This is a genomic window from Escherichia sp. E2661 (assembly GCF_004745185.1).
GTDB lineage: Bacteria > Pseudomonadota > Gammaproteobacteria > Enterobacterales > Enterobacteriaceae > Escherichia.
In genome coordinates this window covers 48,349-67,422 of record NZ_PDIG01000019.1, presented here as the reverse complement: position 1 = coordinate 67,422, position 19,074 = coordinate 48,349, and the positions used below count along the sequence as shown (strand labels likewise).

General features: G+C 52.3%; 17 protein-coding genes and 1 pseudogene. 11 read left to right on the top strand and 7 right to left on the bottom strand.

Going from position 1 to position 19,074, the window contains the following annotated elements; translation table 11 throughout:
• The first annotated feature begins 54 nt into the window (after positions 1-54).
• From CRI63_RS09925 to CRI63_RS09900, 6 genes are read left to right on the top strand one after another with little or no spacing between them, the layout of a single operon-like run.
• Positions 55-1,218 (top strand): YhfX family PLP-dependent enzyme, encoded by a 1,164-nt coding sequence (locus CRI63_RS09925; RefSeq protein WP_135519407.1) that lies wholly within the window; start codon positions 55-57, stop codon positions 1,216-1,218.
• Positions 1,218-2,444 (top strand): phosphopentomutase, encoded by a 1,227-nt coding sequence (locus tag CRI63_RS09920; protein WP_135519405.1) that lies wholly within the window; start codon positions 1,218-1,220, stop codon positions 2,442-2,444. The genes CRI63_RS09925 and CRI63_RS09920 overlap by 1 nt, the downstream gene beginning before the upstream one ends.
• Positions 2,441-3,319, top strand: a complete 879-nt coding sequence (locus tag CRI63_RS09915) for a phosphotriesterase-related protein (protein ID WP_135519403.1) — start codon at positions 2,441-2,443, stop codon at positions 3,317-3,319. The genes CRI63_RS09920 and CRI63_RS09915 overlap by 4 nt, the downstream gene beginning before the upstream one ends.
• 10 nt (positions 3,320-3,329) lie before the next feature.
• Positions 3,330-3,683, top strand: coding sequence for a DUF2620 domain-containing protein (locus tag CRI63_RS09910; RefSeq protein WP_000719728.1), 354 nt, complete (start codon positions 3,330-3,332; stop codon positions 3,681-3,683).
• Positions 3,684-3,694: 11 nt separating this feature from the next.
• Complete coding sequence (locus CRI63_RS09905) at positions 3,695-4,999, top strand: YhfT family protein (protein WP_000366844.1); 1,305 nt, start codon at positions 3,695-3,697, stop codon at positions 4,997-4,999.
• An 11-nt stretch (positions 5,000-5,010) separates the two neighbouring features.
• Positions 5,011-6,096 (top strand): aminotransferase class I/II-fold pyridoxal phosphate-dependent enzyme, encoded by a 1,086-nt coding sequence (locus tag CRI63_RS09900; protein WP_135519401.1) that lies wholly within the window; start codon positions 5,011-5,013, stop codon positions 6,094-6,096.
• A gap of 107 nt (positions 6,097-6,203) precedes the next feature.
• Here CRI63_RS09900 and CRI63_RS09895 read toward each other — a convergent pair whose 3' ends face one another.
• From CRI63_RS09895 to tsgA, 6 genes are all read right to left on the bottom strand, one after another.
• Entirely contained in the window at positions 6,204-6,371 is a 168-nt protein-coding gene (locus CRI63_RS09895) for a YhfL family protein (RefSeq protein ID WP_064527562.1), read from the bottom strand.
• A 276-nt stretch (positions 6,372-6,647) separates the two neighbouring features.
• On the bottom strand, positions 6,648-8,021 hold the full coding sequence (cysG, locus tag CRI63_RS09890) for a siroheme synthase CysG (protein ID WP_130217628.1): 1,374 nt from the start codon (positions 8,019-8,021) through the stop codon (positions 6,648-6,650).
• An 18-nt stretch (positions 8,022-8,039) separates the two neighbouring features.
• Positions 8,040-8,846, bottom strand: coding sequence for a nitrite transporter NirC (gene nirC, locus CRI63_RS09885; protein WP_130208937.1), 807 nt, complete (start codon positions 8,844-8,846; stop codon positions 8,040-8,042).
• A gap of 125 nt (positions 8,847-8,971) precedes the next feature.
• Positions 8,972-9,298, bottom strand: coding sequence for a nitrite reductase small subunit NirD (nirD, locus tag CRI63_RS09880; RefSeq protein ID WP_135519399.1), 327 nt, complete (start codon positions 9,296-9,298; stop codon positions 8,972-8,974).
• Positions 9,295-11,838, bottom strand: coding sequence for an NADPH-nitrite reductase large subunit (gene nirB, locus CRI63_RS09875; protein WP_000049213.1), 2,544 nt, complete (start codon positions 11,836-11,838; stop codon positions 9,295-9,297). The genes nirD and nirB overlap by 4 nt, the downstream gene beginning before the upstream one ends.
• Positions 11,839-12,099: 261 nt before the next feature.
• Positions 12,100-13,281 (bottom strand): MFS transporter TsgA, encoded by a 1,182-nt coding sequence (gene tsgA, locus CRI63_RS09870; RefSeq protein WP_130208935.1) that lies wholly within the window; start codon positions 13,279-13,281, stop codon positions 12,100-12,102.
• Between the two features lie 264 nt (positions 13,282-13,545).
• Between tsgA and ppiA the strand changes: the two genes are divergently transcribed.
• The 5 genes from ppiA to argD all read left to right on the top strand — a co-directional run bounded on the left by ppiA (position 13,546) and on the right by argD (position 16,883).
• The gene (ppiA, locus tag CRI63_RS09865; RefSeq protein ID WP_064527557.1) at positions 13,546-14,118 is read left to right on the top strand and encodes a peptidylprolyl isomerase A; all 573 of its coding nucleotides are present in this window, start codon (positions 13,546-13,548) and stop codon (positions 14,116-14,118) included.
• A gap of 104 nt (positions 14,119-14,222) precedes the next feature.
• On the top strand, positions 14,223-14,390 hold the full coding sequence (locus CRI63_RS09860) for a YhfG family protein (protein WP_135519397.1): 168 nt from the start codon (positions 14,223-14,225) through the stop codon (positions 14,388-14,390).
• On the top strand, positions 14,380-14,982 hold the full coding sequence (locus CRI63_RS09855; RefSeq protein ID WP_135519395.1) for a putative adenosine monophosphate-protein transferase Fic: 603 nt from the start codon (positions 14,380-14,382) through the stop codon (positions 14,980-14,982). The genes CRI63_RS09860 and CRI63_RS09855 overlap by 11 nt, the downstream gene beginning before the upstream one ends.
• 31 nt (positions 14,983-15,013) lie before the next feature.
• The gene (gene pabA, locus CRI63_RS09850; protein ID WP_135519393.1) at positions 15,014-15,577 is read left to right on the top strand and encodes an aminodeoxychorismate synthase component 2; all 564 of its coding nucleotides are present in this window, start codon (positions 15,014-15,016) and stop codon (positions 15,575-15,577) included.
• 85 nt (positions 15,578-15,662) lie between these two features.
• The gene (gene argD, locus CRI63_RS09845) at positions 15,663-16,883 is read left to right on the top strand and encodes a bifunctional acetylornithine/succinyldiaminopimelate transaminase (protein WP_135519391.1); all 1,221 of its coding nucleotides are present in this window, start codon (positions 15,663-15,665) and stop codon (positions 16,881-16,883) included.
• 56 nt (positions 16,884-16,939) lie between these two features.
• Here the strand turns inward: argD and CRI63_RS09840 are convergent.
• Positions 16,940-19,031: pseudogene (locus CRI63_RS09840) on the bottom strand (YccS/YhfK family putative transporter).
• Positions 19,032-19,074 lie beyond the last annotated feature (43 nt).

The following is a 19,074-nucleotide window of genomic DNA, read 5'->3' as shown; positions in this document are numbered from 1 at the left end:
TAAATATTCAAAAAAATGAATGTTTAATTCAAGGAATAGAAACGAGGCAACAAGATGTTTGTAGAAGCATTGAAACGCCAGAACCCAGCGCTGATTTCCGCCGCACTAAGCTTGTGGCAACAGGGCAAGATCGCCCCGGACAGTTGGGTGATCGACGTGGATCAGATACTGGAAAACGGTAAGAGGCTGATTGAGACGGCACGGCTTTACGGCATTGAGCTGTATCTGATGACCAAGCAGTTTGGCCGTAATCCGTGGCTGGCGGAAAAACTTCTGGCACTGGGCTACAGCGGCATTGTGGCGGTGGATTACAAAGAGGCGCGGGTCATGCGCCGCGCCGGTCTGCCGGTGGCGCATCAGGGACATCTGGTGCAAATCCCTTGTCACCAGGTTTCTGACGCCGTTGCACAGGGAACTGACGTCATCACCGTATTTACCCTCGATAAAGCGCGGGAAATCTCTGCAGCAGCGGTGAAGGCCGGATGTGTGCAGTCTGTGCTGCTCAAAGTTTATAGCGATGATGATTTTCTTTATCCGGGCCAGGAGAGCGGTTTTCCCCAAAACACGTTGCATGACATTGTCGCTGAAATCCAAAAACTACCAGGACTACATTTAGCGGGGCTTACCCATTTCCCTTGCCTGCTTTGGGATGAGGCTGCCGGGAAAGTTTTGCCAACACCGAATCTTCACACGCTGGTACAAGCACGGGATCAACTGGCGAAATCTGGTATTGCGATTGAGCAACTGAACGCGCCTTCAGCGACCAGCTGCACTTCGCTGCCATTGCTGGCGCAATACGGTGTTACCCATGCCGAACCCGGGCATGCGCTGACCGGTACTATTCCGGCAAACCAGCAGGGCGACCAACCTGAACGTATCGCCATGCTCTGGTTAAGTGAAATTTCCCACCATTTCCGTGGCGACAGCTACTGCTACGGCGGCGGTTACTACCGCCGTGGTCATGCTCACCGCGCTCTGGTTTTTACTAAAGAAAATCAAAAGATTACTGAAACCAACCTCAAAACTGTAGATGACAGCAGTATCGACTACACCCTGCCGTTAGCAGGCGAGTTTCCGGTGAGTAGTGCCGTAGTGTTCTGTTTTCGTACACAAATTTTTGTTACCCGCAGTGATGTGGTGCTGGTATCGGGTATTCAGCGTGGCGAACCGGAAATCGTCGGTCGTTATGACAGTCTTGGAAACTCTCTGGGGGCGTAATGGCGCGATTCGTGGTGTTAGTGATTGATAGCTTTGGCGTAGGCGCAATGAAAGATGTCACGCTGGTGCGCCCGCAAGATGCGGGAGCGAATACCTGTGGTCACATTTTGAGCCAGCTGCCGCATTTGCAGCTGCCAACGCTGGAGAAAATGGGGCTAATCAACGCATTAGGTTATGCGCCTGGAGATATGCAGCCGTCAGATTCTGCAACCTGGGGCGTGGCAGAGCTGCAACATGAAGGTGGCGATACCTTTATGGGGCATCAGGAAATTTTAGGCACGCGCCCGTTACCGCCGCTACGGATGCCCTTTCGCGATGTGATTGACCGTGTTGAGCAAGCATTACTTAACGCTGGCTGGCAGGTGGAGCGCCGTGGCGATGATCTGCAATTTCTGTGGGTCAATCAGGCGGTTGCGATTGGCGATAATCTCGAGGCGGATTTAGGCCAAGTCTATAACATTACCGCCAATCTCTCTGTGATCTCTTTTGACGACGCAATCAAAATTGGTCGTATCGTGCGTGACCAGGTACAGGTCGGTCGGGTCATTACATTTGGCGGCCTGTTAACCGACAGTCAGCGTATTCTCGATGCCGCAGAAAGCAAAGAAGGGCGCTTTATTGGTATTAATGCGCCGCGTTCTGGCGCTTATGACAACGGTTTCCAGGTCGTGCATATGGGCTATGGCGTCGATGAAAAAGTGCAGGTGCCGCAAAAACTGTATGAAGCAGGCGTGCCAACCGTGCTGGTGGGTAAGGTGGCAGATATCGTCAACAATCCTTATGGCGTGAGCTGGCAAAACCTGGTGGATAGCCAGCGGATTATGGATATCACCCTCGACGAATTTATCACCCATCAGACAGCGTTTATTTGCACCAACATTCAGGAAACCGACCTCGCTGGTCACGCAGAAGACGTCGCACGTTATGCCGAACGTTTGCAGGTCGTTGACCGTAACCTTGCCCGGCTTGTTGAGGCGATGCAGCCAGATGATTGCCTGGTAGTGATGGCGGATCACGGTAACGATCCGACCATTGGTCACAGCCACCATACCCGCGAAGTGGTGCCAGTGCTGGTTTATCAGCAAGGGCTGGTCGCCACGCAGCTTGGTGTTCGCACCACGCTTTCTGATGTGGGGGCTACCGTGTGTGAATTTTTCCGTGCGCCACCGCCACAAAATGGTCGCTCTTTTCTTTCCTCCCTCCGGTTTGCAGGAGACACCCTATGAGTTTTGATCCGACGGGTTACACCCTGGCCCATGAGCATCTGCATATTGATCTCTCCGGCTTTAAAAACAACGTGGACTGCCGCCTTGATCAGTATGCGTTCATTTGCCAGGAGATGAACGACCTGATGGCCCGGGGCGTGCGTAATGTGATTGAGATGACCAACCGTTACATGGGGCGCAATACGCAATTTATGCTCGATGTAATGCGCGAAACCGGGATCAACGTGGTGGCCTGTACCGGTTATTACCAGGACGCGTTTTTCCCGGAACATGTGGCGACCCGCAGCGTGCAGGAACTGGCGCAGGAGATGGTCGATGAAATTGAGCAGGGTATCGATGGCACGGAACTGAAAGCCGGGATCATCGCGGAGATCGGCTCCAGCGAAGGGAAGATTACGCCGCTGGAAGAGAAGGTGTTTATTGCCGCCGCGCTGGCACATAACCAGACCGGACGCCCGATCTCCACACATACCTCTTTTAGCACCATGGGACTGGAACAACTGGCTCTGTTGCAAGCCCACGGGGTTGATCTTTCGCGCGTCACCGTTGGTCACTGCGATCTGAAAGACAACCTCGACAACATTTTGAAGATGATCGATCTCGGCGCGTATGTGCAGTTCGACACCATCGGCAAGAACAGCTACTACCCGGACGAAAAGCGCATTGCGATGCTCCACGCGCTACGTGACCGTGGGTTGCTGAACCGCGTCATGCTGTCGATGGATATTACGCGCCGCTCCCATTTAAAAGCCAACGGTGGTTATGGCTATGACTTTTTATTGACCACCTTTATTCCGCAATTGCGCCAGTCAGGATTCAGTCAGGCCGATGTGGATGTGATGTTACGTGAAAATCCCTCTCAATTTTTCCAATAAGGACAGACTAATGAAAAAGATTGGCGTTGCAGGCTTACAGCGTGAGCAGATTAAAAAAACCATCGAAGCGACGGCTCCTGGCTGTTTTGAAGTTTTCATTCACAACGACATGGAAGCGGCAATGAAAGTGAAATCCGGGCAACTGGATTACTACATCGGCGCGTGTAATACCGGTGCGGGCGCGGCATTGTCGATTGCCATCGCGGTGATTGGCTATAACAAAAGTTGCACTATTGCCAAGCCGGGCATTAAAGCGAAAGACGAGCATATCGCCAAAATGATCGCCGAAGGGAAAGTCGCATTTGGGCTTTCCGTTGAGCACGTCGAACACGCGATTCCGATGTTGATTAACCATCTGAAATAAAAGGCACGACTATGGATCTGTATATTCAGATTATCGTGGTGGCGTGCCTGACGGGTATGACATCGCTTCTGGCGCATCGCTCGGCGGCTGTTTTTCATGACGGCATCCGCCCGATCCTGCCGCAACTGATTGAAGGCTATATGAACCGTCGCGAGGCGGGGAGTATCGCTTTTGGTCTGAGCATTGGTTTTGTGGCTTCGGTGGGGATCTCTTTTACCCTGAAAACCGGGCTGCTCAACGCATGGCTACTCTTTCTTCCTACCGATATCCTCGGCGTACTGGCGATAAACAGCCTGATGGCGTTTGGCCTTGGCGCTATCTGGGGGATATTGATCCTCACCTGCCTGTTGCCAGTAAACCAGCTGCTGACCGCGCTACCGGTGGATGTATTAGGTAGTCTGGGGGAATTAAGCTCGCCGGTGGTTTCAGCTTTTGCACTGTTCCCACTGGTGGCGATTTTCTACCAGTTTGGCTGGAAGCAAAGTCTGATCGCCGCCGTGGTTGTGCTGATGACCCGTGTGGTAGTCGTGCGCTATTTCCCGCATCTCAATCCGGAATCCATCGAAATCTTTATTGGCATGGTAATGCTGCTGGGGATCGCGATAACTCACGACCTGCGTCATCGTGATGAAAATGACATCGATGCCAGCGGGCTTTCGGTGTTTGAAGAACGTACGTCGCGGATTATCAAAAACTTACCCTATATCGCTATCGTGGGGGCATTGATTGCTGCCGTTGCCAGCATGAAGATTTTTGCTGGTAGTGAAGTTTCGATCTTCACACTGGAGAAAGCATATTCCGCAGGCGTAACGCCGGAACAATCGCAAACGCTGATTAATCAGGCGGCTCTGGCAGAATTTATGCGCGGACTGGGATTTGTGCCGTTGATTGCCACCACCGCGTTAGCCACCGGCGTATATGCAGTTGCGGGCTTTACCTTTGTTTATGCGGTGGGCTATCTCTCGCCGAATCCGATGGTTGCAGCAGTATTAGGTGCCGTGGTTATTTCGGCAGAAGTCTTGCTGCTTCGTTCGATCGGCAAATGGCTGGGGCGCTACCCGTCGGTGCGTAATGCGTCGGATAACATCCGTAACGCCATGAATATGCTGATGGAAGTGGCTCTGCTGGTCGGTTCGATTTTCGCAGCAATTAAGATGGCGGGTTATACCGGATTCTCTATCGCGGTTGCCATTTACTTCCTCAACGAATCTCTGGGCCGTCCGGTACAGAAAATGGCGGCACCGGTCGTGGCAGTAATGATCACTGGCATCCTGCTGAATGTTCTTTACTGGCTTGGCCTGTTCGTTCCGGCTTAAGGAAGGCATCGATGAAGACGTTTCCTCTGCAAAGCCTGACGATTATTGAGGCGCAGCAAAAGCAGTTTGCGCTGGTGGATAGCATTTGTCGCCATTTCCCCGGCAGCGAGTTTCTTACTGGCGGTGATTTAGGGTTAACTCCAGGTCTGAATCAACCGCGTATTACCCAGCGGGTGGAGCAGGTGCTGGCTGATGCATTTCACGCACAGGCCGCGGCGCTGGTGCAGGGCGCGGGGACTGGAGCGATTCGCGCCGGGCTGGCGGCTTTGCTCAAACCGGGGCAGCGTCTTCTGGTGCATGACGCGCCTGTTTATCCGACGACTCAGGTCATTGTTGAGCAGATGGGGCTGACGCTTATCACTGCTGATTTCAATGACCTGGCGGCACTGAAGCAGGTCGTCGAAGAGCAACAACCGGATGCGGCGCTGGTACAGCATACGCGCCAGCAACCGCGGGACAGCTATGTGCTGGCAGATGTGTTGGCAACGTTGCGCGCGGCAGGTGTGCCAGCGTTAACCGATGATAACTATGCGGTGATGAAGGTAGCGCGAATCGGCTGCGAATGCGGGGCGAATGTCTCGACATTCTCCTGCTTCAAGCTGTTTGGGCCAGAGGGCGTTGGCGCGGTGGTAGGTGATGCCGATGTTATTCGTCGGATTCGTGCCACGCTTTACTCCGGCGGCAGCCAGATTCAGGGCGCTCAGGCGCTGGAAGTGTTGCGTGGGCTGGTGTTCGCGCCGGTAATGCATGCGGTGCAGGCGGGGGTATCTGAACGGCTGCTGGCCTTGCTCAACGGTGGCGCAGTACCGGAAGTGAAAAGCGCCGTCATTGCTAATGCGCAGTCGAAGGTGTTGATTGTGGAGTTTCATCAGCCGATTGCCGCCAGGGTGCTGGAAGAGGCGCAAAAGCGCGGCGCGTTGCCTTACCCGGTGGGCGCGGAGTCGAAATATGAAATCCCGCCGCTCTTTTATCGTCTTTCCGGAACGTTTCGCCAGGCGAATCCGCAATTAGAACATTGTGCGATTCGCATTAATCCTAATCGTAGCGGTGAGGAGACGGTGTTGCGGATTTTGCGTGAGAGTATTGGCTGTATTTAATCGTTGTGAATGACGTTTACGGAGTTAATACAAAAACAAATACGCCCTCAGGTAATCCCGAGGGCGTCAGGTAATTAAATCAGCGTTAGCTAATTTCAGTCAGAGACTTACTGTGCAGTAGGACCGCAGCCGCCAATGATTTTAGAAATAGAAATTGCCGGGTGCAGCAGGTAGTCGTAAGAGCAGTTCTTTTCACGGTTTTCAATATGACCAGTACATGCAGTTAATGTTGCCAGGACTGCACCAACCAGTGCCACTTTAATAAACTTGTTCATTTTCATTCCCTATGTAAAATATATCGAGTAATATTCATTGATTATGTGAATATAAGCAAACAGCTCGCTAAAGACGATACAGGAATATCTATTATGCGTCAGTGAACGGACTATGAATATTATGCTTATATTTGTAAGCCGCTGTAACTGCAGGGCGTTATTAAAATAAATTAGTTAAAAGTTTGTTTTATGTATGCTGAAAATAAACATTAATATAAGTATGTTTGTAAATAAAAAAAGGCCAGAAATATCCGGCCTTAGTTAATTTTTTTTAAATTAATGGTTAGAGAACCAATTTAATTTATTGCGCAGGCCAACGACCCGACCAATAATAATTAATGATGGGCTGTTCATTTGTTGAGCCAGTTCACCTAGCTGCGCGAGCGTACCGTCAATCACGCGTTGCGTGACCGCCGTGCCGTTTTCAACAATCGCCACTGGCATTTCACCAGGCATTCCGTGTTCAATCAGTTTTTGCTGAATGGTCGCGGCCTGATTCAGCCCCATATAGAACACCAGCGTCTGTTTTTCTGCCGCCAGATTTTCCCAGTCCAGCTCGCCACCGGTTTTTAAGTGTCCGGTAATTAAGCGTACGCTCTGAGCATAATCGCGATGCGTAAGTGGAATACCCGAATAGGCAGAGCAACCAGAAGCTGCGGTAATACCCGGAACCACCGAGAACGGAATGCCCGCATTGCACAGTGTTTCCAGCTCTTCGCCACCACGGCCGAAAATAAACGGATCGCCGCCTTTCAGACGCACCACGCGTTTGCCTTTTTGCGCTTCCCGCAGCAGGATCTGGTTAATCTCTTCCTGCGGTACGCAGTGATATCCCGCGCGTTTACCGACGAAGACACGATCCGCATCACGGCGTACCAGATTCATAATATCGTCAGAAACCAGACGGTCGTAGACCACCACATCAGCCTGCTGAATTTGTTGCAGACCTTTCAGCGTCAGCAGCCCGGCATCGCCCGGACCTGCGCCAACCAGCACCACTTCACCACGATGATCGAGCGGTTCGTTGATTAACTGTTCGGTGGTTTCAGTAATGGCTTTCTGATCGTTGTTTGCCAGCGACTGCGCCAGGCGGTCGTTAACGAACAATTTTTCCCAGAAGCGGCGACGTTCACCCATCGTGGCGAACTGTTGTTTCACTCGACCGCGTAACTGCCCGGCATATTTCGCCACCTGGCCCAGATGCAACGGCAGCAGTGATTCAAGTTTTTCGCGCAACAGACGTGCCAGTACCGGCGAGGTGCCGCCAGAGGAGACCGCCACCATCAGCGGTGAGCGGTCAATAATCGACGGCATAATAAAGCTGGCGGCTTTCGGCGCATCGACCACGTTACAGAAGATGCGACGAGCTTCAGCGGCTTCGCTGACGCGCTGGTTAAGCGCGTCATCATCCGTCGCTGCAATCGCCAGCCAGCAGGTGTCGAGAAGGCTTTCATCAAATGGCCCTTCGACGAGGGTTAACATGCCTGCATCTGCCCATGCGGTGAACTGTGGAATAAACGCTAATGCATTCACCGTTAAGCGAGCACCTGCGTCTAACAGCAACCTTGCTTTGCGTTCCGCGACATCACCACCGCCGACAATCAGACAGTCGCGATCGCGTAATTGGCAAAATATAGGCAAATGATCCACGTAAAAACCCCTTAGTAATTAACCGGCAGCCGTTTCAGTTTGATTAAATTTGTCCGCAATCGGACGATTCGCTTTCGGCGTAGCATACCAATAACCCAATCCCATGAATACGGCGCCCGATAAAGTATTACCCAGCGTCACCCACAGCAGGTTATGACCAATACCCGCCAGCGTGTAGGCTTCGCTGTGGTTGCCGAACCAGGAGAGCGCGAACAGCGTCATGTTAGCGATGGAGTGCTCGTAGCCGGACGCGATAAATGCCAGCAGACACCACCAGATAGCGATAAATTTCGCCGCCCCTTCAGTGCGCAGCGCCATCCAGATTGCTAGACAAACCAGCCAGTTACACAATGCACCTTTGAAGAACAGTACCATTGCCGGTGCGGTGGTTTTAGCCAGCGCGACGGAGTGAACGATGCTGGTATCTACCGGCAGCAGGCTACCGCCGCCCCAGCTATAAAGCATGGCAACGAAGACGGAACCGACCAGGTTACCCAGCCAGGTTTGCGGCAGGATTGCCCACATTTGCCCGTGGCTGATGGTGCCCGCTTTCACCCCAAAAGTGAGGAACATGGTGTGTCCGGTGAACAGTTCAGAACCGGCGATAATCACCAGCGTTAAGGCGATACCAAAGGTCGCGCCCATCACCAGAGGACGTATGGACGGATCGAGCAAATTACCGAGCGTGAAAATCAGGATGATCCCAAGACCCACATATGCGCCCGCCATGGCGGAGCTGACCCAAAAGCCGAGCGGGTTATTTGCCGACAGGCGTGCAATGCGCGCAGCATTAGCCGCACACTTATTAATAGTGTCTGTAAACATTTGATTATCCTTTAAAAAATAAAAACAAAAAATAAAACAAAAAGCTTAAAAAATGTCCTGCAATATACCGAAGGTTATTACAGGACCATGCAAAAAGGGGAGGCATTGCGCCTCCCGTTAAAACATTAATCGCGCAGCTGTACCACGCCGTCTTTCACTCGTGCTTCGTAATGCTTGACGGAAAACTGCTCGTCTTCCATGCACAAGCCGTCGCTTAAGCGAAAACGCTGTTTTTTCAGCGGGCTGGCGACCCACAGCTCGCCCTGGTGTTCCGCAATCAGCCCGCGTGACAGCACGCTGGATTCGAAGAACGGATCGATGTTGCTGATCGCAAACACCTGGTCGCTGTGATACGGGCGGAAAATTGCTACCTGCTCGTCACCTAACAGCGCGCAGACGCCGGTTTCAGGCAGGATGTCATCGATTTTGCAGATGTCTTTCCACTGGCTCATGCGTTGTCCTCCACCAGAGTTACCGGGATACGTTCATACGGCGTTGCCGGACGGTGCTGTTCGCGCTCTGGCACCATCTGCACGTTCGGGTCACGCTTGTCGCTGTTGATGAAGTGTTTGAAGCGAGTCTGCGCAGACGGCGTATTGACCGTTTCGGTCCATTCACACACTACCGCTTCACGCAGGCGCGCCATCTCTTCTTCCAGATGTGCGTTCAGCCCCAGTTTGTCGTCAATGATCACCGCTTTCAGGTAATCAATGCCGCCTTCAAGGTTTTCTAACCACGGTGCGGTACGCGTCAGTTTGTCGGCGGTACGGATGTAGAACATCATGAAGCGGTCGAGATATTTGATCAGCGTTTCGCGATCGATATCCGCTGCCAGCAGATCCGCATGACGCGGTTTCATGCCGCCGTTACCGCAAACATACAGGTTCCAGCCTTTTTCAGTGGCGATAATACCCACGTCTTTACCCTGAGCTTCTGAACATTCACGGGTACAGCCGGAGACACCAAACTTCATTTTGTGCGGCGTACGGATGCCTTTGTAGCGGTTTTCCAGTTCCACGCCGAGGCCGACGCTGTCGCCAACGCCGTAGCGGCACCAGGTGCTACCCACGCAGGTTTTCGCCATACGCAGTGCTTTCGCATAGGCATGACCGGTTTCGAAGCCGGCTTCAATCAGCTGACGCCAGATCTCCGGCAGATCGTCTTTCTGTGCGCCAAACATCGCCAGGCGCTGGGAGCCGGTGATTTTGGTGTAGAGATTAAATTCACGCGCGATACGACCTACCGCCATCAGCCCTTCCGGGGTGATTTCACCGCCCGGAGAACGCGGGATCACCGAGTAGGTGCCGTCTTTCTGGATGTTAGCGAGGAAGTTGTCGTTAGAATCCTGCAGCGGAGTATGTTCCGGCTTCAGAATGTATTCGTTCCAGCAGGAGGCCAGCAGCGAACCGACGGTTGGTTTACAAACTTCACAACCGTAGCCTTTGCCGTGTTTCGCCAGCAGTTCTTCGAAGGTTTTAATGCCTTCAACGCGGATCAAATGGAACAGTTCCTGACGCGAATAAGCAAAGTGTTCGCACAGGTTGTTGTTAACTTCGATGCCCTGTTTCGCCAGTTCCGCGTTCAGTACCTGAGTGACCAGCGGGATACAGCCACCGCAGCCAGTACCTGCTTTGGTTTCGGCTTTCAGCGCCGCAACGGTGTGGCAGCCTTTGTTGATGGCAGCAATCAGGTCGCCTTTAGTGACGTCGAAGCAGGAGCAGATTTGCGCGCTGTCCGGCAGTTTATCAACACCGATAGACGGCTTACCGCTACCAGAGTGCGCTGGCAGGATCAGTGAATCCGGGTTTTCCGGCAGCTCGATAGCGTTCAGCACCAGTTGCAGCAGGTTACCGTAATCGCTGGTATCGCCCACCAGTACCGCACCGAGCAGGGTTTTGTTGTCTTCGCTGACAATCAGGCGTTTGTAGATCTCTTTGCTTTCGTCGAGGTAAACGTAGCTACGTGCGCCAGGCGTGCGACCGTGCGCATCACCAATACCGCCTACGTCTACGCCCAGCAGTTTCAGCTTGGCGCTAAGGTCAGCACCTTCAAAGGCGTTTTCGCTACCGAGAATATGGTCAACGGCGACCTGCGCCATTTTGTAGCCAGGTGCTACCAGACCAAATACACGGTTGTTCCAGCTTGCGCATTCACCGATGGCGTAGATATCCGGATCGGAAGTCTGGCAGGAATCATTAATGACGATACCCCCACGCGGCGCTACGTCCAGACCACACTGGGTTGCCAGCTTATCGCGCGGACGGATACCGGTAGAGAAGACGATAAAGTCAACTTCCAGCTCGCTGCCGTCGGCAAAACGCATGGTTTTACGCGCTTCGACACCTTCCTGCACAATCTCAAGGGTGTTTTTGCTGGTGTGAACGCGTACACCCATGCTCTCGATTTTGCGACGCAGCTGCTCGCCACCCATCTGATCAAGCTGTTCCGCCATCAGCATAGGGGCAAATTCGATAACGTGGGTTTCAATGCCTAAGTTTTTCAGCGCGCCAGCGGCTTCCAGACCTAACAGGCCGCCACCAACAACGGCACCGCGCTTGCTGCGACGGGCGCAGGATTCAATGGCGTTGAGGTCTTCAATGGTGCGATAGACAAAGCAGTCCTGAGTATCAGAACCTTTGATTGGCGGGATCCACGGATAGGAACCGGTCGCCATGATCAGCTTGTCATAAAAAACGGTACGCCCGGCGCTGGAGTGGATCACCTTCTCCTGACGGTTAATGGTGATAGCGCGTTCGCCGACCAGAACTTTGATGCCGTGTTTCTCGTAGAAGCCTTCGCGCACCAGCGACAGCTCTTCGGCGGTGTGGTGAGAGAAGTAAGACGAGAGGTGTACGCGGTCATAAGCGATGCGCGGTTCTTCACAGAAAACGGTAATATCAAAGTTGGCCGCATCAGATTTATCAAGAAGATCTTCGATAAAGCGATGGCCGACCATACCGTTACCGATAATTGCGAGTCTGACTTTGCTCATTTTTGCCTCGATTTCTTTTTTATTACCGCCTACCTTAACGATTCAGCAACCCCGCTTATTGATGTAAATCAAATTCACCTTTATATACTCCTTAAGTGGTATATTGCTGATTTGTATAAATTTTCTTAAGTCACGGAATTGTCTGACATTTCATGTTTGTGTAAAAAACACACAAAATGAAAGGTTTTATAGAGATGAAGGCACGTTGCGGGGGAAGAGAAGAAAAGGCCGGACGACGATAGCGCCGCCCGGCATGAGCAATTAATGAGAGGTCAGGGTGTTGTGCTGACGGTGACGGCTGACAAAACCTAACAGGAAGCACATCACGAATACCACAGCGTACAGACCGTTTGCAGTGAGCAGTGCTGCCTGTGGACCGCTATGTTCAACAATCGGTCCGGTAACCACAAAGGTCAACATGGTGCCGATGGTCCCGCAGGTCAGGACAAAGTTAACCAGTTTTGGCGACGGTACTTTGGTCTGCTGTGAACCCAGGGTGATGATGGTGGTATAGATCGCGCTGGAGAAGAAGCCCAGGGCGAGAATTGACCACGCCATATGTGCCGGTGTTCCGGTGTTAAAGACATACATCAGAATCGCAGCCAGACCAGCCAGTACGGTCAGAATGCGTTGCAGATCAAAGAAGCGAAGAATAAAGCTGAATGCCCACATGCCAACCATGTACGACATCCAGAAGTTGCTTACCAGCGTACCTGCATCGTTCAGGCTCATGCCCAGACCTTTGGCATACTCCGGCACCCAGGAGATAAAACCTAACTGGCCGAGGATGTAGCACAGTGCCGCAATGGAGAGAAACAGCACGCCGATCCCCCATTTTTCTTTCGCTACCGGAGCGTCAGTTTTTGGCGCATGTTTACCCAGTGCCGGGAACTCACAGCCGAAGGTCAGAATAAAGATAGCGACGTACACCAGCCCGATGCAGGCATAAACCCAGTACCACTCAATGCTGCGTGCCAGCAGATACGCGGCAATCATCGGGAAAATCATCCCGGCCATGCTGAAGAAGGAGTCGGTAAATAACAGGCGGGAACCGCGCTGACGTCCTTCATACATTTGCGTTATCAGGAACGTACCAATCGACATGGTGATGCCGCTAACCACCCCGAGAATGAACATCGCCGCCGAGAACAGCGCCAGGCTGTGGCTGAACATCAAACCGGCAACCGCCAGCACCATCAGGAGAAAGCCAAAACGTAACTGCGTTTTCAACGGGACGATTTCCATCAGCCAGGCGTTGAGGAAGATAGAGATTAAAATGCCGGCATTGAGGAAGGTGAAGGTATTACTCATACTGGAAACAGGCAGATTGAAATAATCGGCGATGTTTCCCATCACCATCCCGGTGACAATAACCAACGCACCGGTCAGTGCGTAGGAGAGAAAGCTAATCCATGTGAGCTTGATGCGATTGCTGTTAGTCATGATTGGCCTGCGTTAAAAGATAAAATGGCATAGTGGATATGCTGCGAGCGGGCGATTTTAGGTGATTTTGTGATCTGATTAAATATTTAATTGCAAACGGTTGCTAATTTGCAATATTTAAGGTGATTCTCATCACGAAATATACGTGATCATCAGGTTACATATATTTCAAATGCGTAAAATTAGGTAAAGGAATGGCCTTGTCATTGAAGGCTATTTAGAATCTCTCCACTTGCTTTTTTTCTGCTCTGTTAAGGAAATCTCATGTTCAAATCGACCCTGGCAGCTGTTGTAGCTGTTTTCGCTCTTTCTGCTCTCTCACCTGAAGCAATGGCAGCGAAAGGGGATCCGCACGTATTGTTAACAACCTCTGCTGGTAATATCGAACTGGAGCTGGATAGCCAGAAAGCGCCAGTATCAGTGCAAAATTTCGTCGATTATGTGAACAGCGGCTTTTATAACAACACCACTTTTCACCGGGTGATCCCGGGCTTTATGATTCAGGGTGGTGGATTTACCGAGCAGATGCAGCAGAAAAAACCGAATCCGCCGATCAAAAATGAGGCTGATAACGGTCTGCGTAACACCCGTGGCACCATCGCGATGGCGCGTACTGCCGACAAAGACAGCGCCACCAGCCAGTTCTTTATCAACGTTGCCGATAACGCCTTCCTCGACCACGGTCAGCGTGATTTCGGTTACGCGGTATTTGGTAAAGTGGTGAAAGGCATGGATGTTGCTGACAAGATTTCCCAGGTCCCAACCCATGATGTTGGCCCGTACCAGAATGTGCCGTCAAAACCGGTAGTTATCCTTTCCGCTAAAGTCCTGCCGTAAGGATTTCTCGCGCGGGTAATCTTGCCCGCGCCTCTGCTCTCCCGGCGTAACCTGGATTTGCCGCTTATACTTGTGGCAAACGGACACGTTCAGGGAGGCATCAAGTGAAGAAACTCACCGATAAGCAAAAGTTCCGTCTCTGGGAGCTTCAGCGTAATCGTAATTTCCAGGCCAGCCGCCGCCTTGAAGGCGTCGAGATGCCATTAGTCACTCTTACTGCCGCAGAGGCTTTAGCACGCCTTGAAGAGCTGAGGAGGCATTATGAGCGATAAATTTGGCGAAGGGCGCGACCCGTATCTTTATCCTGGCCTTGATATCATGCGTAATCGACTGAACATTCGCCAGCAGCAGCGTCTGGAACAGGCCGCTTACGAAATGACGGCACTGCGTGCCGCGACCATTGAGCTTGGTCCACTGGTGCGCGGTTTACCGCATTTGCGTGCTATTCACCGCCAGCTGTATCAGGATATTTTCGACTGGGCAGGGCAACTGCGTGAAGTTGATATTTATCAGGGCGATACGCCGTTCTGCCACTTTGCCTATATCGAAAAAGAGGGCAATGCCCTGATGCAGGATTTGGAGGAAGAAGGTTATCTGGTTGGCCTGGAGAAAGCGAAGTTCGTCGAGCGGCTGGCGCACTACTATTGTGAAATCAACGTCCTGCACCCATTCCGTGCGGGAAGTGGCCTGGCACAGCGGATCTTCTTCGAGCAACTGGCGATTCATGCCGGCTATCAACTGAACTGGCAAGGTATTGGTGAAGAGGCCTGGAATCAGGCGAATCAGAATGGGGCAATAGGGGACCTTACGGCTCTGCAGACGATATTTAGCAAAGTGGTAAGCGAAGCCGGGGAATCTGAGTAAAATAGCGCGGTTTTTTCGTACCGGAGCCGCCATGATCCTGCTTATTGATAACTACGATTCTTTCACCTGGAACCTCTACCAGTACTTTTGTGAACTGGGGGCCGATGTGCTGGTTAAGCGCAACGATGCGTTGACACTGGTGGATATCGACGCCCTTAAACCAAAAAAAATTGTCATATCACCCGGCCCCTGTACGCCAGATGAAGCCGGGATCTCCCTTGACGTTATTCGCCACTATGCCGGGCGCTTGCCGATTCTTGGCGTCTGCCTCGGTCATCAGGCGATGGCGCAGGCTTTTGGTGGCAAAGTTGTGCGTGCCGCAAAGGTCATGCACGGTAAAACCTCACCGATTACGCATAACGGCCAGGGCGTATTCCAGGGGCTGGCGAATCCACTCACCGTGACGCGCTACCATTCGCTGGTGGTGGAACCTGACTCATTGCCAGCGTGCTTTGACGTGACTGCCTGGAGCGAAACCGGGGAGATTATGGGGATTCGTCATCGCCAGTGGGATCTTGAAGGTGTGCAGTTCCATCCGGAAAGCATTCTCAGCGAGCAGGGGCATCAACTGCTGGCGAATTTTCTGCATCGCTGATTTCTGGTTGCTATCTGGTGATTTTTTATGCATATTTTGTGATTATAATTTCACATTGGTTTATGCGTAACAGGGTGATCATGAGATGGCAATTGAACAAATAGCAATTACACGCGCGACTTTCGATGAAGTGATCCTGCCGATTTATGCACCGGCAGAGTTTATTCCGGTAAAAGGTCAGGGCAGCCGAGTCTGGGATCAGCAAGGCAAGGAGTATGTCGATTTCGCGGGTGGAATTGCGGTAACGGCGTTAGGCCATTGCCATCCGGCGCTGGTGGAAGCGTTAAAAACCCAGGGGGAAACCCTGTGGCATATCAGCAACGTTTTCACCAATGAACCGGCGCTGCGTCTTGGGCGTAAACTGATTGAGACGACGTTTGCCGAACGCGTGGTGTTTATGAACTCCGGTACGGAAGCCAACGAAACCGCCTTTAAACTGGCGCGTCACTACGCCTGCGTACGTCATAGCCCGTTCAAAACCAAAATCATCGCCTTCCATAACGCCTTTCATGGTCGCTCGTTGTTTACCGTTTCTGTGGGCGGGCAGCCGAAATATTCCGACGGCTTTGGGCCAAAACCGGCAGATATTATCCACGTGCCTTTTAATGATCTTCACGCAGTGAAAGCGGTGATGGATGACCATACCTGCGCGGTGGTGGTTGAGCCGATTCAGGGCGAGGGCGGCGTGACGGCGGCGACGCCAGCGTTTTTGCAGGGCTTACGTGAGTTGTGCGATCAGCATCAGGTATTGCTGGTGTTTGATGAAGTGCAGTGCGGAATGGGGCGGACTGGCGATTTGTTTGCCTATATGCACTACGGCGTGACGCCAGATATTTTGACCACTGCGAAAGCCCTGGGCGGCGGCTTCCCGATTAGCGCCATGCTGACCACGGCGGAGATTGCTTCAGCGTTTCATCCTGGTTCTCACGGTTCCACCTACGGCGGTAATCCACTGGCCTGTGCGGTCGCGGGTGCGGCATTTGATATCATCAATACCCCTGAAGTGCTGGAAGACATTCAGGCGAAACGCCAGCGTTTTGTTGACCATTTGCAGAAGATCGATCAGCAGTTTGATGTGTTTAGCGATATTCGCGGCATGGGGTTGTTGATTGGCGCGGAGCTGAAACCTCAGTACAAAGGTCAGGCGCGTGATTTCCTTTATGCGGGCGCAGAGGCTGGCGTAATGGTGCTGAACGCCGGGCCGGATGTGATGCGTTTTGCGCCGTCGCTGGTGGTGGAAGATGCGGATATCGATGAAGGGATGCAACGTTTCGCCCACGCGGTGGCGAAGGTGGTCGGGGCGTAAATAAGACGCGTCAGCGTCGTATCAGGCAAAGGGTGTCGCTTCTGGCAATGAATTGATTACGCCTTCGAATCCCGCAACTTGCGACTCAACCAAATCCCGTGATGCGGTCGCTGACGCCACGCCATCGACGATATGGTGTGCATGGTATTCAGATGGCCAATAACCCGTTGTAAATGCTGTTCCAGGGTACCAGCCGCGCCTTCGTGCGGCAGCATCTCTGGCGCGTCTATGATATTGGCGTCACCAGACCCGCCCGGCTCGTCATATTCCAGCCGCTGTTGACAGCGTTGAATAGCGATTTCACAAGACTGCAAATACTCTTGCGCCAGCTCCTGTGGTAATGTCCGGTGTTCTCGCGCCAGCGTGGTCATGGCATTAATATGTTCAACAATAAACTGACTATGTGTTACCCACAGTTTCATGTCAGCCAGATAATGGCTGTTAAATGCGGGTTCCTGCATCGCCTGATTTAATGAGTTATACAGAGTGTTATGTGCCTGATTAACCCGCATTCGCTGCCAGGCCAGTGGTGTTGGTTGCGGATCTTTACTCAGGATCAGACGAATCGCTTCCTGGTAGGTTTCTAAAGCATCATGGGCGTTCTTACGCAATAACCCGCTCTGCCACTGCGGCCACAGCCATACCGTGCCACCGAAGGCAATCAAACAACCAATAATGGTATCGATAAGACGCGGAATGATGTATTGCTCGCCGTTCAGCCACAACAGTTGCAGGGTATACACCGCAGTAATGGTAAAGCCGACCGTTGCCCAGCCGTAGTTTTTGCGCAATATCAGGTAGCTGGCGAGGGTGGTAAACAGCATCAGCGTCAGGGTGTAACCTTCGGGAATTTTAAAGTGCAGCGCCACGCCCGCAATGATTAACCCGACCACGGTTCCCACGGAGCGATTCACAATCCTCAGACGGGTCGCGCCGTAACCATTTTGTGTCACCAGCAACACCGTCATCAGGATCCAATACGACTTCGGCAGATGCAGCGCGGTCCCCATCAAACTGGCGACGCTTAACATCACACTGAGTCGCCCGGCATTGCGCAGTGCCGGAGATTTCAATGAAAGATAACTTTTTAACGCCGGAAGTAATGGCATCCGCCGCTGTTTATCCGCCAGCAGATCGCGGGCATAGAGTGGTTTCTGGGTACGCAGCACACGAGCGATGCGGCTGAAGTGCCAGTAGCAGAATTGCCCAACAGGATTATCCGGGTGCTGACGGGCGATTTTCTCCAGTGCGCCAATTTGCTTCTCCATCGTAAAACGCGTCGGCAGGCGATGGTAAAGAATGTCATCAGCCAGCACGCGCAGGCGAGCGGCGACGGTTTGCGCATTCCAGCGGATAACTTCCTCCGCATGGCTACGCTCGACCAACTTTTGCACCTCTTCAGGTTGATGCAAACTGACCGAAATATGTTCCTGTAAATCCAGAGCTTCCTGGAAAATGCGCAACATCCGCTTGTAGTCAGTATTATTTTGCGCGGAAAGCATGTGCATTTGCTGATAGCACTGGGTAATTAAATCGACCGCTTTTTGCTGACGTACCAGTAGTGGCGGGAGCGCTTTTTCGGGATCGGTGTGCTGAGTGAGCAGACTGTATTTGATTTCACAGTAATCAGCCAGTTCACGGTAGAGCAGACTAAGTGATTCGCGTAGGGGTTGTTCGCGCCAGATCCAGAACCAAAACCAGTTAAACAGCCCGTACCAGAGTGTGCCTAACGCATAAATGAGCAATGGCTCCCATACCGGCATATATCCCGCCAGACTGAGGGTAAAAATGGCAGCCAGCAGCGATGCAGGAAGCAATTTTGCGTGTAATGGCCCAAGCTCGGCAGTGACGCCAAGTACCAGCGTTAACCCGGTCAGCAGAAAGGGCAGGGGGATATCTTTTTCCAACAGCAGCTGTGTCAATAAGCTACAGGTAGCAAACAGCGACGCGCCAATAATCAAGCGTTTGGAAAAAACGTTTATGGGGGGTATCAAGCCCCGCAATATTGCAACAGGCAGGGACGAGTGAAAACAGCAGGCCGAGTCTTAATTCGCCAAACAACAGACCAACGGCCACGGGCAAACATAGCACCAGTGTTTGTCGTAGTGCATAGTTGATATCAGGATGATAAATCAGTCTGCGCCACATCGGTTTAAACAAAATGGCGCGCTACCAGGTAACGCGCCACTCC

What these genes read in the sequence shown, in the direction of transcription:
- CRI63_RS09925 (WP_135519407.1), top strand. Translation starts at nt 55, where the DNA reads ATGTTTGTAGAAGCATTGAAACGCCAGAACCCAGCGCTGATTTCCGCC.
- CRI63_RS09920 (WP_135519405.1), top strand. Translation starts at nt 1,218, where the DNA reads ATGGCGCGATTCGTGGTGTTAGTGATTGATAGCTTTGGCGTAGGCGCA.
- CRI63_RS09915 (WP_135519403.1), top strand. Translation starts at nt 2,441, where the DNA reads ATGAGTTTTGATCCGACGGGTTACACCCTGGCCCATGAGCATCTGCAT.
- CRI63_RS09910 (WP_000719728.1), top strand. Translation starts at nt 3,330, where the DNA reads ATGAAAAAGATTGGCGTTGCAGGCTTACAGCGTGAGCAGATTAAAAAA.
- CRI63_RS09905 (WP_000366844.1), top strand. Translation starts at nt 3,695, where the DNA reads ATGGATCTGTATATTCAGATTATCGTGGTGGCGTGCCTGACGGGTATG.
- CRI63_RS09900 (WP_135519401.1), top strand. Translation starts at nt 5,011, where the DNA reads ATGAAGACGTTTCCTCTGCAAAGCCTGACGATTATTGAGGCGCAGCAA.
- CRI63_RS09895 (WP_064527562.1), bottom strand. Translation starts at nt 6,371, where the DNA reads ATGAACAAGTTTATTAAAGTGGCACTGGTTGGTGCAGTCCTGGCAACA.
- nirC (WP_130208937.1), bottom strand. Translation starts at nt 8,846, where the DNA reads ATGTTTACAGACACTATTAATAAGTGTGCGGCTAATGCTGCGCGCATT.
- nirD (WP_135519399.1), bottom strand. Translation starts at nt 9,298, where the DNA reads ATGAGCCAGTGGAAAGACATCTGCAAAATCGATGACATCCTGCCTGAA.
- nirB (WP_000049213.1), bottom strand. Translation starts at nt 11,838, where the DNA reads ATGAGCAAAGTCAGACTCGCAATTATCGGTAACGGTATGGTCGGCCAT.
- tsgA (WP_130208935.1), bottom strand. Translation starts at nt 13,281, where the DNA reads ATGACTAACAGCAATCGCATCAAGCTCACATGGATTAGCTTTCTCTCC.
- ppiA (WP_064527557.1), top strand. Translation starts at nt 13,546, where the DNA reads ATGTTCAAATCGACCCTGGCAGCTGTTGTAGCTGTTTTCGCTCTTTCT.
- CRI63_RS09855 (WP_135519395.1), top strand. Translation starts at nt 14,380, where the DNA reads ATGAGCGATAAATTTGGCGAAGGGCGCGACCCGTATCTTTATCCTGGC.
- pabA (WP_135519393.1), top strand. Translation starts at nt 15,014, where the DNA reads ATGATCCTGCTTATTGATAACTACGATTCTTTCACCTGGAACCTCTAC.
- argD (WP_135519391.1), top strand. Translation starts at nt 15,663, where the DNA reads ATGGCAATTGAACAAATAGCAATTACACGCGCGACTTTCGATGAAGTG.